Source organism: Aquimarina discodermiae, assembly GCF_040786235.1.
Lineage (GTDB): Bacteria > Bacteroidota > Bacteroidia > Flavobacteriales > Flavobacteriaceae > Aquimarina.
On the sequence record NZ_JBFMKP010000002.1, the window covers coordinates 18,216 to 34,482 of the forward strand.

Annotated in this window: 14 protein-coding genes; 4 read left to right on the forward strand and 10 right to left on the reverse strand. The window is 33.7% G+C overall.

The window, feature by feature from the left end; translation table 11 throughout:
* Positions 1 to 20 precede the first annotated feature (20 nt).
* Genes ABW636_RS01005 through mraZ form a run of 5 tightly spaced genes read right to left on the reverse strand, consistent with a single transcriptional unit; the run spans position 21 to position 5,253 of the window.
* On the reverse strand, positions 21 to 1,484 hold the full coding sequence (locus ABW636_RS01005) for a UDP-N-acetylmuramoyl-L-alanyl-D-glutamate--2,6-diaminopimelate ligase (protein ID WP_367588084.1): 1,464 nt from the start codon (positions 1,482 to 1,484) through the stop codon (positions 21 to 23).
* A complete protein-coding gene (locus tag ABW636_RS01010) occupies positions 1,481 to 3,472 on the reverse strand; it encodes a PASTA domain-containing penicillin-binding protein (protein ID WP_367588085.1) in 1,992 nt (663 codons plus the stop codon). Before ABW636_RS01010 ends, ABW636_RS01005 begins: the two co-directional genes overlap by 4 nt.
* Positions 3,473 to 3,478: 6 nt before the next feature.
* Entirely contained in the window at positions 3,479 to 3,790 is a 312-nt protein-coding gene (locus ABW636_RS01015) for an FtsL-like putative cell division protein (RefSeq protein ID WP_367588086.1), read from the reverse strand.
* 5 nt (positions 3,791 to 3,795) lie between these two features.
* Positions 3,796 to 4,728 (reverse strand): 16S rRNA (cytosine(1402)-N(4))-methyltransferase RsmH, encoded by a 933-nt coding sequence (gene rsmH, locus ABW636_RS01020; RefSeq protein ID WP_367588087.1) that lies wholly within the window; start codon positions 4,726 to 4,728, stop codon positions 3,796 to 3,798.
* A gap of 54 nt (positions 4,729 to 4,782) precedes the next feature.
* Positions 4,783 to 5,253: a division/cell wall cluster transcriptional repressor MraZ gene (gene mraZ / locus ABW636_RS01025; protein ID WP_367588088.1), complete on the reverse strand. Its 471-nt coding sequence runs from the start codon at positions 5,251 to 5,253 to the stop codon at positions 4,783 to 4,785.
* Positions 5,254 to 5,554: 301 nt separating this feature from the next.
* Between mraZ and ABW636_RS01030 the strand changes: the two genes are divergently transcribed.
* Together ABW636_RS01030 and yihA are read left to right on the forward strand one after the other, a co-directional pair.
* Entirely contained in the window at positions 5,555 to 6,325 is a 771-nt protein-coding gene (locus tag ABW636_RS01030) for an alpha/beta fold hydrolase (protein WP_367588089.1), read from the forward strand.
* A 17-nt stretch (positions 6,326 to 6,342) separates the two neighbouring features.
* Entirely contained in the window at positions 6,343 to 6,951 is a 609-nt protein-coding gene (gene yihA / locus ABW636_RS01035) for a ribosome biogenesis GTP-binding protein YihA/YsxC (protein WP_367588090.1), read from the forward strand.
* Here the strand turns inward: yihA and ABW636_RS01040 are convergent.
* The 3 genes from ABW636_RS01040 to gldB form a co-directional block, all read right to left on the reverse strand.
* The gene (locus tag ABW636_RS01040) at positions 6,944 to 7,309 is read right to left on the reverse strand and encodes a GTPase (protein WP_367588091.1); all 366 of its coding nucleotides are present in this window, start codon (positions 7,307 to 7,309) and stop codon (positions 6,944 to 6,946) included. The two genes, yihA and ABW636_RS01040, sit on opposite strands and share 8 nt — an antisense overlap.
* A 262-nt stretch (positions 7,310 to 7,571) precedes the next feature.
* Entirely contained in the window at positions 7,572 to 7,910 is a 339-nt protein-coding gene (gene gldC, locus ABW636_RS01045; protein WP_367588092.1) for a gliding motility protein GldC, read from the reverse strand.
* The gene (gene gldB, locus ABW636_RS01050) at positions 7,910 to 8,878 is read right to left on the reverse strand and encodes a gliding motility lipoprotein GldB (RefSeq protein ID WP_445012674.1); all 969 of its coding nucleotides are present in this window, start codon (positions 8,876 to 8,878) and stop codon (positions 7,910 to 7,912) included. The genes gldC and gldB overlap by 1 nt, the downstream gene beginning before the upstream one ends.
* Before the next feature lie 223 nt (positions 8,879 to 9,101).
* On the opposite strand from gldB, the gene nadE reads away from it, so the two are divergent.
* Positions 9,102 to 9,890, forward strand: a complete 789-nt coding sequence (nadE, locus tag ABW636_RS01055) for an NAD(+) synthase (RefSeq protein WP_367588094.1) — start codon at positions 9,102 to 9,104, stop codon at positions 9,888 to 9,890.
* Between the two features lie 145 nt (positions 9,891 to 10,035).
* Positions 10,036 to 10,668 (forward strand): response regulator, encoded by a 633-nt coding sequence (locus ABW636_RS01060; protein ID WP_367588095.1) that lies wholly within the window; start codon positions 10,036 to 10,038, stop codon positions 10,666 to 10,668.
* Between the two features lie 194 nt (positions 10,669 to 10,862).
* Here the strand turns inward: ABW636_RS01060 and dnaG are convergent, their stop codons facing one another.
* Complete coding sequence (dnaG, locus tag ABW636_RS01065) at positions 10,863 to 12,833, reverse strand: DNA primase (RefSeq protein WP_367588096.1); 1,971 nt, start codon at positions 12,831 to 12,833, stop codon at positions 10,863 to 10,865.
* A gap of 381 nt (positions 12,834 to 13,214) precedes the next feature.
* The gene (locus ABW636_RS01070; protein ID WP_367588097.1) at positions 13,215 to 16,202 is read right to left on the reverse strand and encodes a T9SS type A sorting domain-containing protein; all 2,988 of its coding nucleotides are present in this window, start codon (positions 16,200 to 16,202) and stop codon (positions 13,215 to 13,217) included.
* Between the last annotated feature and the right edge of the window lie 65 nt (positions 16,203 to 16,267).

Consider the following 16,267-nt stretch of genomic DNA (forward strand, 5'->3'; position numbering starts at 1 on the left):
CTGCTAAAGCACTAAAGGGTTTATTTGTTAAGTTTTTTAAGTTCTTGTTTTATAATTTCAAAATCATTAAATTCTGTTCTTTCTCCATTAATTTCCTGATATGTTTCATGACCCTTTCCTGCAACAAGAATAATATCATCTTTACTTGCAAATTGACATGCCACTTTAATCGCATGTTTTCTATCAGTAATCGACAGCACTTTTTTATAGTTTTGAGGTTCTACCCCTTTTTCTATATCTTCAATAATCTTATCAGGATCTTCTGTTCGTGGATTATCACTGGTAAAAATCACTTTATTACTAAGCTTTGCTGCTATATTACCCATTACAGGGCGTTTCATTTTATCTCTATCACCACCGCAACCAACAATCGTGATTAGAGTTTCATTATTTGTTCTTATATCATTGATAGTCTCTAATACATTTTTCAATGCATCGGGAGTATGTGCATAGTCTACAATTGCTGTTATTTTTTGATCAGATATCAAGTATTGAAACCTACCACTGACACTTTGTAAATCACTTAACAATTGAAGCGTTTCAAGGTTTTCTAATCCAAGAAGTTCTGCAGTACCAAAAATTGCCAGCAGATTATACGCATTAAAACTTCCTATAAGCTTTGTCCATACCTCGTGATCATTTAGCTTTAAAAGCAAGCCTTCTAAACTGCTTTCTAAAATTTGACCTCGATAATTTGCATATGATTTCAACGCATAGGTGTATTGTTTTGCTTTAGTGTTTTGAAGCATAAACATCCCATTCTTATCATCTTTATTTATTAATGCAAATGCTTTGGGTGATAAACCATCAAAAAACTCCTTTTTTACATCTCTATACTCTTTGAACGTATTATGGTAATCTAAATGATCATGTGATAAATTGGTAAAAACCCCACCTTCAAATACTAATCCTTCTGTTCTTTTTTGATGAATCCCGTGAGAGCTCACCTCCATAAAACAGTATTCTACCCCTGCCTTATTCATTTCATTAAGGTAAAAGTTGATCGTTAAAGAATCGGGAGTCGTGTGTGTTGCCTTATACTCCTGAGTGTCGACCAATATTTTTACTGTAGACAATAAACCCACTTTAAACCCTGCTTTCTTAAACAATTGATACAAAAGTGTTGCTATGGTTGTTTTTCCGTTAGTTCCTGTTACACCAACCAGTTTCAAATTAGCAGATGGAGCATCATAATAATTAGAAGCCATAATAGCCAATGCTGATTGCGTATCATTTACCTCAACATACGTCACTCCTTTTATTTTAGCATCTGGTATCTTTTCACAAATAACAACTACCGCACCTTGATCTATTGCTTTTTGGATAAAAGCATGACCATCTGACACAGAACCACGAATTGCAACAAACACATCGTTTTGCTCAATATTCCTAGAATCAAACTCTATCTTATTGACATCAATAGTGGTTGCACCAACAACAGTATCAATAGCTACTTTATATAAAATATCTTTTAAAGGTGTCACGATAATTCTAGTCTTACTGTTTGGTTTATTTTTACTTTTGTTCCCGGCTCTATTGATTGCTTATCAACTTTACCAGCTCCTTTTATTTCTACTTTAAGCCCCATATTTTCTAATAAAGAAATTACATCCATAGCTGGCATTCCTTTTACATTAGGCATAATCGTTTTATATTTCTGTGCATTTTGATAGTATGAATCATAACTTTTCACTTTCACTTCTCTCTCTATCATATCATAAGTTATTTCATCAATAACCGGTATATCATTATATATTTTTGTTGCTATTGTTTTAAAAACAGGAGCAGCAACTTCATTACCATAATACCCTTTCTCTTTATTTGGTTTATGCACAACTACAATACATGAATAAATTGGTTTATCTGTTGGAAAATATCCCGCAAAAGATGAGATATATTCTCTACTATCTTTACCATAATTACCCCAACAGGTGCCTGTTTTACCTGCTATTCCGAAATTATTAGTTTGTATGTTATCTGCTGTTCCTCTTTTAACTACATTCTTCATCATTTCCTGAACAATTTTGGCAGTCTCTGTCGAACAAATGGTTGGGTTTAATATTTCTTTATCAAATTTTTCACGGGTCCTATCCCAAGCTTTTACTTCCTTAATAAATCTCGGTTTTACCATCTCACCATCATTAGCTATTGCATTATAAAAAGCCAATGTTTGTAGTGGTGTAAGTGCTACTCCATACCCATGTGCCATCCACGGTAAAGTAGTACCATACCAGTCTTTATCTCCTGGATAAGGTATCTTAGGCTTCCCTTCTCCTTTAATAGACACTCCTAATGTTTCACCTAATCCCATATTTATGAGACGATCAATAAATTTTCTAGGGTTATCTCTATAATTCTCATCAATCATTTTTGCAAAGGCTGTATTTGATGAAAGCTCAAATGCCTTGGCGGCAGAAATCTTACCATACCCTCCCCATTTAGAATCTTTTACCACTCTATCGTAAAATTTTACTCGACCATTCTCTGTATCAATTACATAGCTAGAATCAATTACTTTATCTTCTAAGGCGGCGACCATAGTCATTAACTTAAATGTAGATCCCGGCTCGTGTGATTCTCCTACGGCATAATTTAATCGCTCATAATACTTACCTGCTTTGGTGCGTCCCAAATTAGAAATTGCTTTAATCTCTCCTGTTTCGGTTTCCATCACAACTGCTGTGCCGTGTTCTGCTTCAAATTCTTCTAATTGTTTCAGCAATGCATGATGCGTAATATCTTGAATATTAACATCTATAGTAGATACCACATCATATCCATCTTGTGGCTCAACCTCATTAGCATCTCCTAATGGTTTCCATTGATTCTTTGCTATTTTTTGTTTTTTACGCTTTCCATCTTTTCCTCTTAAAAACGGACCATATGCTCCTTCTAACCCCACTCGCGTATAATACCCCTGCTCATCTCTTCTTTCATACCCAACGGTGCGCTCTGCTATCTTACCTATCGGATGCTCTCTTACTGTTCTTTGCTCTACGATAAGCCCCCCTCTATTAGCTCCAAACTCAAAAAGTGGGAATTTCTTAACTCTCATATACTGTGAATACCCAAGATTTCTACAAACCAACAAGTACCTATTCTTATTTGCTCTTGCAGTTCTAAGTATTTTATTATAATAAGATGCAGGTCTATTAAATTCTTTTGACAAGGCAAGACAAAGAGGTTTTACTTGTTCTCTAAAATCTTTATCGGTTACAGTAATAGCATCAAATCGTATATCATATTTAGGAACAGATGTTGCCAGAAGATTTCCTTTACTATCATAAAGGTTGCCTCGATTTGCAGGAATATCAAATGTTTTAAAAACTCGATCCTGAGCTTTTTTACGATACATATCACCTTCTACAAACTGGATATTCACTAATTTCACCAATACAACAACTGCAAAAACAAACATGCATGCCGCAATAAAGTACAAGCGATTTATTATGTTCTTTTCGTTTACTGCCAAAATAATTTACTTTTTAACGATTATTTTTCTTGGTGGATTTGCAGGGCGCTTAAGTCCCTTTCGGGTCATTTTTTTTATAATAGATGACTCCATTTTCAATCTCATTAATTCTGTTTTACCATCTACAAATTGTGTTCGCAATTCTCTTACTTCATTATTTAATTTTGCTATTTCATGAACTTTACTTTCAGCATTATGAGAGCTCGCAATCATAATGATTGCTAAAAAGGAAAGAAATAGTAACATGCGCCAATTTTTCATAGCATCATCTGCTATCAAAAATTTACCTTTTACTATATCGTAAACCGTTTGCTTCATAATTCTTATTTAAACTTTTTTTTATTAGTAGCGGCCTCTAATGATATTCTTTCTGCCACTCTAAGTTTGGCGCTTCGTGCTCTATTATTTGTTTTAATTTCTTCTTCTGTAGGTATTACCAAGCCTCCTATCTTTTTATATGGCACCGATACATTGCCATATAAATCTTTTTCTGGTTCCCCTTCGAACATTCCACTACGTATAAACCTCTTTACCAACCTATCTTCTAGAGAATGATATGAGATCAAACTAATTCTACCTCCTACATCCAAAAGTTCTACGGTTTGAATTAAAAATTCTTTAAGAACTTCTATTTCCTGATTCACCTCTATACGTATTGCCTGATATATTTGTGCCAGCACCTTGTGTTCTCTATGTTTTGGCAAAAAGGGAAGCAACACTTCTTTTAGTGTTTCACTCGTTTTAATTTCATTAGTACCTCTTGCGGCTACAATAGCTCTTGCCAATTTGGGTGCATTTCTTAATTCTCCATATTGCAACAACAATGCTCTTAAGTCTAATTCATCATACTCATTTATGATGTGATATGCAGACACTTCTTTATCCTGATTCATTCTCATATCAAGATCTGCTTCAAATCTTGTAGAAAAACCTCTATCTGCTACATCAAACTGATGAGACGAAACTCCAAAATCTCCTAAAATCCCATCAACCTTCTTCACTCCATAAAACCTAAGAAATCGTTTAATAAATCTAAAATTCTCGTTGATCAACGTAAATCTTTCGTCTTCAATTTTATTTCTTAGTGCATCTTTATCTTGATCAAAAGCAATCAATTTTCCTTTAGGCCCTAATCGCGATAAAATTTCTTTAGAATGGCCACCACCTCCAAACGTAACATCAACATATGTCCCTTCTGGATTGATGGCCAACCCATCTACTGTTTCTTTAAGTAATACCGGATTATGATACTCCATCTATTTTTTCATTTATTCTATCAACACTTAAAAAGAATATGATTATCTACCGAGTTATTCTCCCAGATTTATTTCATCATCAAACCCCATTACCTCTTCTGCCAAATCTGCAAAATCATCTGCGGTATCTTCGATTGCCTTCTCATACTGTTCTTTATCCCAAATTTCTAGAATATTAACAGCTGATGACAATACCAAGTCTTTTGTAATCCCAGCAAAACCAATTAAATCTTTTGGTATCAAAAGACGACCTGCTGTATCAATTTCAACTACTTTTACACCTGCCGTAAACTTTCGGATAAAGTCATTATTTTTCTTTTTAAACCTATTGAGTTTATTCATTTTTTGCATTAAAAGATTCCATTCTGCCATTGGATACAATTCTAAACATGGCTGAAAAACACCTCTTTTTAACACAAAACCATCTTGTAACACAGATGAGAGCTGCTTCTTAAAAGCAACAGGCATCATCAAACGCCCCTTAGCGTCTGCCTTACACTCATATGTACCAATAAGATGTACCACTTTGTTTCCCTAAACGTTTAATTATTCAAATATATTGAAAATATTACCACTTTTTACCACTTTTTACCACATTGTTAATAAGTTATCCCACAAAAAGAAAAAGAAGCCTCCTTGAAAACCTTAATCTTTTGTTTATCAGAACACTACAAAAAGCCCGTAAACACTTGGATTTCACTCATTTTTGAGCAGAAATAATCCATTCTAAAAAAAAACATAAAATTCATTTTGTACTATTGATAAAAAATCTAAAAACTAAATATGAAAATGCTATATTTGCCTTTAATTCTTGTAAGAAGTATTAATGAAGCACGAATTAAAAAAAGACGGAAAGTTTAGTTATCTAGATTTAGGAGAGGGCACACCGATCATCATTTTACATGGATTGATGGGCGGCTTGAGCAATTTCGAAGGTGTTGCCTCCTATTTCCCTAAACAAGGATATAAAGTTTTAATTCCAGAACTTCCAATCTACACGTTACCCTTAATAAAAACTAAGGTGAGCACCTATGCTAGGTTTCTTAAAAGCTTCATAGATCATCTTGGGTATGGAGACAAAGAAGTAATACTTCTAGGCAATTCGTTAGGAGGCCATATTGGCTTGTTATGCACCAAAATGTTTCCTGAAAAAGTAAAAGCTTTGGTAATCACAGGTAGCTCTGGATTGTACGAAAGTGCTATGGGTGAAAGCTACCCTAAACGTGGAGACTACGAGTATATTAAAGCTAAAGCAGAAAACGTATTTTATGATCCAGAAATTGCTACAAAAGAGATTGTAGATGAAGTATATGCTACTGTAAATGATCGTCACAAATTAATTAGAACCTTGGCCATTGCAAAAAGTGCAATTCGACATAATATGGCCAAAGATTTACCCAATATGCAAACACCAACTTGCATAATATGGGGCAAAAATGATAATGTAACACCTCCAGAGGTTGCTGACGACTTTAACAGATTACTACCAGATTCTGATTTATATTGGATTGACAAATGTGGTCATGCCGCCATGATGGAACACCCCGAAGAATTTAACCAGTTATTTCATAGCTGGCTACTAGAGCGAGACATATAATTTGAAACTTTGATACTATGAAGATTAGTAGCGCTGAATTTGTAATAAGTAATAGCGATGTTGCCAAATGCCCAAAAGACAAACTCCCAGAATATGCATTTATAGGAAGGTCTAATGTTGGCAAATCTTCATTGATTAACATGCTTACGGATCGAAAGAATCTAGCAAAAACATCAGGAAAGCCTGGAAAAACACAATTAATAAACCATTTTATCATTAATAAAACATGGTTTTTGGTAGATCTTCCTGGATATGGTTATGCTCGTGTTTCTAAATCAATCAAAAAAGTATTTCAGAAATTTATCACGGCCTATTTTGCAAAACGAACTCAAATGGTTTGTGCTTTTGTTCTGGTAGATTGTCGTCATGAACCACAAAAAGTTGATCTGGAGTTTATGCAATGGTTAGGTGAAAACCAAATACCGTTTTCTATAGTTTTTACCAAAGCTGATAAATTATCAAAAAACAAACTACCAATCCAAATTGAAAGCTACATCTCAGAAATGTTAAAGTACTGGGAAGAAATGCCTAACTATTTTATCACATCATCATCATCGGGTATGGGGAAAGATGAAATTCTTAATTACATAGAAGATCTTAATAATCAATTAAAAAGCTCTAATTAGCATCGATTTTATCTAAAATCGATGCAATTAAATCTTCTGTATTTTGTAATTCTCCCAATTGATCCGCAGTAAACAACAATTGCATCGTCTTTTCTTTTACAGTAAAAACAACAGGAAAATCAATATCCGAATAATCTGAATATGTATTAATAAATTGATCTTTATACATAAATATCGAATCAAAACTCGCATATTGTCTAAAGTTTTTCCATGCAGTTTTTTCAGAAAACACATTGTGTGTTAAACTACACAAATCACACGAATAAGTTTTGGGACTAATAATTTTATGAATTGCATCCAGATATTTATCCAAAACACCCGTTGAGGCATTATATACAAAAATCAATGTTGTTTTCAAGACCTTCTTTTATAAGAATTAGTCAAAAAAAAGGTACTATCATTTCATCAGACACCTAATTTTCTTTATTCTTGATTGCACAACACCGTTTTTAAACGATTTATACCAGTTATACTTTGAATTTACTGTTAAAGAAAATGAGCTATTTTTTGTTTATGAAAAGAAGAAAAAATAAGCATAGCAGTAGTTACGGTTCTTTTTTATTCTGAAGCAGAAACGAAAAAGAGTATTTTATTACGGTAAATTCAAAGTGTAAATGGTATTACTCTTGTTTCAACTCTAGTTTCTCGGCAAAATATTCACAAAAATCTTTCATTGTTGCCGACATTTTTTCATCTTGAGTAGCTCTCAGAAAAGTATCACTCATTGCCACCAATGTTTGGTGAAAAAATATTTTCATTTCATCTACTGGCATATCCTTTGTCCACAAATCAATACGTAAACTCTCTTTATTTTTACTATCCCATACAGAAAGAAGTAACGCCTTAGTTTCTTCATTTTCTACTCCTCCATCTTTTGCTGTCCATTTTAATTGTTCAGGAATACGGTTTTCATCTAACTCGACATCAATCTTAATTTCAGATTTATATTTATTTGCCATTACTTTTTTGGTTTATATTTTGAAGTATTAAAAATTGTCTCTGCATCTGCCAATAACATTTGCTGCAAAGATACATTGTTATTTTCCATATAGGAAGAAACTATTCTCCAGCCTATAAATTGTCCTATTCTATCGGGAGCTTCTTTATCAATTTCTTCTAAATAAAATTTAGAAAAAGGCGCTGGGTATAAAAATCTTGGCATTAGTTCGTTATCGGTACTAAACAACAATTGTCTATCTACAAAATATCTCCAAATCTGCGCTTCGTTTGCCATAGCCCACTCATACTGTTCATCCTCATATCCCATTTTTAAAGCATTGCTATATTTTGGCAAAAAAAGATTTTCTAGATACAATTCTTTACCAATTGCAATCAGATTCCCTAAAAAGGTTCTATCTCGTATTGGACCAACAATATTTTTAGCATACATAGACGCGATATCAGGAATTATATATTTCTTTTCAAAACCTTGTCTCAAATATTTTTGTATTCCTTCATAAAAGTGGTGATCCTTGCCTAAATATGTATCTAAAGAAATGATGAGCAGTCCTTTTGAAAGCACTATCTTATTACGATAATCTACATCTGAAGTAATCGTTACAATTCTTGGAGTCTTTATTTCTGGAAAATAATATTTGATATGCTGAAACAAAGAATGTAATTCATCTTTCTCACTAGAAAGGTCTGGGAATCTTTTTTCGACCTCTTCGTTAAGTTCTATCTGAATAGTATCCTTTACTCTTTTAAGCCACAAACTATCTGCATATCTTTCTGAAAACAAAAAGGGGAACTCTTTTTTGAGATTACCTAAATTATCTGATGTTACACCTGCAAACAATCGCTCAAAACGTTCTATTTTAATTTCTACAGGAATAGCAGCAATTTCCTTCTCTATTTTATTTTGCTTAGAACATCCAATCAACAAAAATAGCAATACACTTATTTTAATAAACTTTGTAAACTTCATATACATATTCCAACCGTCGTTTAAATACCTTTTATAACTATACAACGCCATCTTTTTTTATTAATTTTATCTCTGCAAAGGTAGTATATCAAAAATCGAATTGCGAACTATTAGAACATAGAAAATAATATTTGTTTCGACTTGATGTTTTTATCTTTATTACTAAAAACCTTTAGACACTATATACCTTTATTAAACAAATTAATTGTATTAAAAACAACTTATGCAAACAGAAAAAGTAATTAACCACATCACAAACTGGCTTAAAGAATACGCAAATAACGCAAACATAAAAGGATTTGTAGTTGGTGTTAGCGGAGGTATAGATAGTGCCATAACATCTACTCTATGTGCAAAAACCGGTTTACAAACATTATGTGTAGAAATGCCAATCCACCAGGCACAGAGTCAAGTTAACCGGGCACAAGAGCACATTGCTTTGCTAAAGGAACGATATACCAATGTTACAGACACTAGAGTAAACCTTACCTCTGTTTTTGAAGAGTTTAAATCGGTTGCTCCAAAAACCTCACCTAGTCCACAACTTGACCTTTCCCTTGCCAATACCAGAGCTAGATTACGAATGACAACGTTATATTATTTTGCTGGCTTACACAAGTATCTGGTAGCAGGTACAGGAAACAAAGTAGAAGACTTTGGCGTTGGTTTTTTTACAAAATATGGAGATGGTGGTGTAGATTTAAGTCCGATAGCAGATTTAACCAAAAGCCAGGTATATGCATTAGGAAAAGCGTTAGAAGTACCAAATTCTATCCAAATTGCCGCTCCTACAGATGGGCTATTTGGAGATAGTCGTAGCGATGAAGATCAAATAGGAGCGAGTTATGATGAACTAGAATGGGCGATGAAAATGAAGGATGAAGGAAGGCAAATTGATGATTTTGAGGGTCGAGAACAAGAGGTTTTTAAGATATTTATACGTCTAAATACCGTAAACCAGCATAAAATGAACCCTATTCCGGCATGTAAAATACCCTTTGAACTGCTTTAGAATGCTTTTTGTCGATAAACGGATAAAAAAAAGTTTACAAGTCCATGTTCTTAGTAATTTTGTATCAACATTTTTAATGCTACCCCTGAGAATTAAGAATTGTCAAGCTCTTAATCTTAAATTAACATAACAATCGTAAACAAGAATGACAACCGTATTAATCGCTGATCATCATCCAATTACAAGAAAAGGGATTGTTTCCTTATTTCGTAATTCTGATGAATATGAAGTAATAGGAAAAGTAAGTAACGGAAATGATATGTATGATGTTTTGAAAGTAAATATCCCCGATGTACTTATCATGGAACTCGATCTACCACAGATCAATGGGATTATGGCATTAAGAACCATTAAAAAAGAATTCGCCAAAATAAAGGTGATTATCTTTAGTTCTCATCCAGAAGAGATGTACGCTTTAAGTGCTATTAAAGCTGGAGCATCAGCTTATTTATCAAAAACCGTTTCGACGAAAACACTAAAAAAAGCTATCGAACGAGTTTCTAGAGGTGGAATTTACCTAAATGACAATCTTACACAACAATTGGCTAATGGTAACACTAACGAAAGTAACATGGTCGTAAAGTATAAGAAATTATCTTCTAGAGAGATCGAGGTCCTTAACCTGTTATCTTCTGGAAAACGTAATAAGGATATAGCTTCTACTTTATCTATCAATGAGAAAACAGTTAGTACCTACAAAACACGACTGCTTAAAAAACTTAAAGTTGATAACCTTGCAGATTTGATTCACCAGTCAAGGTTGCTACATATTAGCTAGTTATTTTTATTTTATTCATTCATAATATTATAAAAATATAGCTCAAGAGTACTTTTAACATTTATTTTCTGTAAGAAAAAAATACGATTCTTACAGAAAATAAATGTTAACCTATTTGGGTTTTCTGTAAGTAGCTTTTTGATCATATACATTTTATCATAACATCATTTAATGATAGTAAAATTGATATACTCTCACATAACTCTATTTAGCTTTTCTGAAAGTATTCTTTTAAGAGATAAGTAATCCATTATATCTTGAATGGTTTCTTGATTATTTACTTCTTTATCACTACTATGCTTTTTAACTTCTTCCGAAAGTTCTTTTACCTTTTCGGCTATTAAAAATCTGCGTAAGTTTAAAATAACATCACTTACATACTGAGCCACTGTAACTTCTTTCTTCTTTACATGAATTTCCATATCAACCCATCTGTGTAATGCATATCGTTCTTCATTCATCAATATTGCAGTGATTTCTGAAGCTATTTCTGGAGGTATAAGATTAATAAAACTCTCTATTTTAAAATCTTCTTCCTGATTTAGCCCTTCGATTAACAAGGTATATATTGCTTTAAAACTTTCGTTAGCAAATTCTACTTCATCATCCTGAAGATCTAAGTAAACTTTTTCAAATACTTTTGTGGTATATGCTTCTGGTTCCAGTATTAATTCGCCGTCTTCATTTTCTTTTAAAATAAGATCTTCAAACTCTTCTTCTCTATCCCCATACAACAGTAATATTTCAATTATTTTACGTTCCAAAACATTTTTTTGATCAATCTTAGGAGATTTCTTCACCTCATCTTTGACCACTTCAAATGATTTCTTTTCCTGTTTCTGTTGTTTACGCTGATCTTTTATCTCAACATTGCGTATTTGTGCTAACGTATCAAACAAAACATCTTCAGAAACATCCATGATTCTAGAACATTCTTTCACATAGATTTCTCGTTTAATAACATCAGGAATCTTAGAAATACTGGTCACCATATCACGAACCAGTTCTGCTTTTTTTATAGGATCATTTTCTGAGTCTTTTTTTAGCAAAGAAGCCTTATAACCAATAAAGTCCTGAGCATGATCTTTAAGATAGACAGAAAGTTCTTCTAGTGTATTTTGTTTAGCAAAACTATCTGGATCCTCTCCTTCAGGAAAACTACACACCTTCACATTCATTCCCTGCTCCAGAATCAAATCTATCCCTCTTAGAGAGGCTCTCATTCCTGCAGGATCGCTATCAAATAATACTGTAATATTTTTTGTTAACCTGTTAATCAAACGAATTTGATCTGGAGTAAGTGCTGTACCCGAAGATGAGACTACATTTTTTACTCCTGTTTGATGAAATTGAATAACATCTGTATATCCTTCTACCAAAAAACAATTATCCTCTTTGGCAATAGTTTGTTTTGCATGATAAAGCCCATATAAGACCTTACTCTTATGATAAATATCGCTCTCTGGAGAGTTAAGGTATTTTGCCGCTTTTTTTTCATTGGTAAGTATCCTACCTCCAAAACCTAATACACGTCCAGACATTGACTGTATAGGAAACATGACCCTACCTTTAAAACGATCAAACTGCTTTTCTTCTTTTACTATGGTAAGACCTGTCTTTTCAAGAAAACTTAATTGATAGCCTTTTTTTATGGCTTCTGTAGTAAAAGCATCCCATACATCTGGAGAATATCCCAATCCAAACTTTTTGATGGTTTCTTCTGTAAATCCTCGTTCCTTAAAATAGGTCAATCCTATGGCTTTCCCTCGTTCGGTTTTATGTAATGTATTCTGAAAAAAAGTTGATGCAAACTCACTAACCAAATACATACTTTCTCTTTCATTGGCTTGTTCCTTTTGCTCATCTGATTGCTCGGTTTCTTCTACCTCAATATTATACTTTTTTGCCAGATACTTTATGGCTTCGGGATAAGAAAAATGCTCATGTTCCATTAAGAAAGCAACTACATTCCCTCCTTTACCACTAGAAAAATCTTTCCAGATTTGTTTTACAGGAGACACCATAAAAGATGGGGTTTTCTCATCGCTAAACGGACTCAATCCTTTAAAATTACTCCCTGCCTTTTTTAACTGAACAAAATCGCCTATTACTTCTTCTAAACGAGCAGTCTCAAATACAGCATCTATGGTTGTCTTATGAATCATTATCTATATTGCCTAGTATCCAACTATAAAACCCTAGTATAAAAGTTTTATATCTTTTAAATGATCACAAAAATACACAATTCTAAAACTTGAGTTATCTTCAATAAAATAAATAAACTTCAAGAACATCTAACAGAAAACATTTTTTAAGCTTCAGAAAACAAGTTAGGCAAAAGAAAACACCATCAATATACTCATGTAAAGCACTTTACATATATACCAAAAAAATTATAAAAAAAAAGAGGCCGCTCAAACAAACAACCTCTTCATTTAGCAATACCAATGCCAAATGGTCAATTCTACCTTGGGGAGGGGAGAAAGGAATTCAGATTTAAAATGGTATTCATATTCGAATTTTAATCACCGACTTACCATCCTTTTTTAATTTTTTATAAAACTTCTTGTTACCACATCATTTTTAGAAGTTATTCTCATAAAATATCTTCCTGATGCAATACCGCTTACATCAATATATTTTTTTGCTCCATGATTAGGGATTTTCTTTACCAAAGTACCGTACATAGAAAAAATTTCAAGATTTTGGATTAAACTTTCTTCTATAGCAATGTTTAGAATATCATTTCTTACTGGGTTAGGTGATAGTATAAATCGTTGATCATCCTTGTCCGTATCTGCTAATTCATAAGTACTTATTCCTGCCTCATCTACTTGCACACAAAATTCTACAGTATCTGCATCTGTAAAATTTCCTCCCGAAATAATGGTACCTGTATTGCTTGACAGATAATAGGATCCCATACCATACTCACAACAAATACCATCTCCAAAAGAATCCGAAAGAACAAAAGTATACCTCCCTGGTTTTAAATCATTAATAGTACTCACTACTGTGGATTGAGCTGTATTTCCGCTAGAATATCTTTCTGAAGCAACAACCTTATCTTCTTCATCCATAAGTAACCATGAAATTTCTTCTGGGTGTTTATCAAAAGTTACACTTAATTGCAGATCATTCTCTACACAAACGGCCCCAACAACGTTTGACTCAATAGAAATTGCATCTATTGCTATTTTGGTTTTCTCTGTGTTTCCTGTCCTACCACTAAAACGTAATTGTATACCACTCCCTCTATAAAGTGATAAATCTATAGAAGCAGTTTTCCATTCACTATCCTGATTTCCTATCTTTTTCCAAACACTATTCCAGGTAACACCTTTATCATTGCTTATTTCGACCTCTAGTAATCCCATAGCATCATCTCCATTCATATAATAATTAAATGAGAGTATGGCAGAAGGGGCATGCATAAGATCAAAACACGGGGAATCAAGAGTCGCTTTTTTATTAAAATTGTTAGAAGATTCTATAAAAACATAACTCTCCCCTTCATACGCTTTAAAAGACTCAATATTTACAAATTGTGTACCACTGGAACTCCTAACCCAATCAAGATCATCTTCTAACACTTGAGTCCATGACCCTAAGTCTTTTTCAAAGCTTTCATAATATGGGACGCTCACTCCCTCTATACATCCTTTTATTGTAATTGCGGGTGTACTTACTACCAATGTATTACTTGGGGTTGATTGATTACCAGATAAATCTTTTGCCAACACATAAAATGAATATGAAGTCTGTGGTGTCAAACCTTTAATAGTATACCTGGTTTTTGAAGTAGTACCTATGAATTGATCATCCTGAAAAACATAGTATTCCTTAACTACCACATTATCTACAGAAGCCTCCCAATCCAATGTGATAGACTTTGCTATTCTTTCTGAAACTACTAAATTATGTGGTGAAGAAGGAGGGTCGATATCATCAATTTTAGAATCTATTCTAAAAGCTACTACGTGGCTTTTTCTTATACTAGAAGGACCTTTCATATATTCACTAATATGCCAAAATGTTTTATCATCTAACGGATCTACGGTTAATTGTCCATAATCACCATACCTACCATCACTCCTATTATTTTTTCTATCTCCATTGGCTGATACTTGTTCTTCTACTGTCATATATCCCAAAGGATCACCTGCCAATCTACCCGTATATCGCAATGATGTATATACATTGGGCCCTACGACGGTATAGGCCAATCCAATATTACCATCTACATCCATTCCTATACTTCCACAAAATGCACTTAGTCCATCTGGTTGAACATAGGTTCCTTCCTGAAATACTGTCCAGGGATCACCATCTACCTCTTGTCTTAATTCGTACCATCTAATTCCTGCTAAACTATCTGTACCATCAAGATCTACCACAAAATTTAAAACCACTGAATTATGGGTCGCAAAACGCCTATAATTGGTCATATACATCATGGTAGCCTGTAATGCATCAATATCAGCACCATTACCAGGCTCCTCGAGGTTTTGAAACGACCCGTTATCAAACACCCCATCAAAAGGAGTAACCAGAAGTTCTTGGGGTTGTGAAATGGTAGAGTTTTCAGGAGAATTCCAATCTACATTAGTATTCCAAATTTTTAGATGGTCTTTTGTAACGCCAGACCATTCATCATCTTGCATAAACACAATGGCATGTTGTACTCCAATAGGTGGCAACTCACTGCCCGTCGCATTAAACCCTCCTGGGCTATAAAAACCATTAGTCTGTGCTCCTGGTAAAGGAAAACCAATCATTTGGACAGATGATTCTCCTGCAATCATTTTATCACGTTCTACCACAAAAACAACATCATTGGTTGTGGGTGCGTCTCGGTTTTTATTGGTGGTTATATAATATCCATTGTTCCATATAGATAATTTTTCATAATCAGGAAAATCCCCGGTATTAAATCTATAAGTAGACCAACCATCATTTACAGGGTCAGGTCCTTTACATACTGCAATTAAAAAACCATTTGGAGAATTACTAAACTCCATTACCACAAATCTATCCGCAAAATTATCATAAATAACTATGGGGTCTCCCAGGGTTTCTCCCGGAAACAATGTCCCTAAGGATGCTTCTTGTAACAATACCGTCCCTTCTCTATCCAAAATACCAAAACCTGTATTAAAGGCATACATATAATGATTAGGGCCTATAGCACCTGTAGCATCATTAAGTACTGATCCTGCATGAGCATCAAAGGATGCAACCGTAACACCTGTTGCTTTACTAAAGATACTTTTTTTTCTAACCATAAGAGGATCTCTACCTTTAGGGAACCCTTTTCCCAAAATTACTGTATTTGCACCTCTTCTCTTAGAAGGGGCCACATGTCCCATTCCTTTCGCCGAAATAATATTTTTCATTTTTGAAAGTGGTGGGATATCTCGTTTATAAGTTGCTATACTAACAGAGTTTGCTTTCATCATTTTGGTAGTTTGTGAATACAAACCAAAGCCCCCTATCACAAATAGTGATAGCCAAAACACAATTGATCTCGCCATACTGTCGAAATTTGGATGATTAGTAAAACTGATGAAATTGACGAGGTACAGTAATAACTTGATTT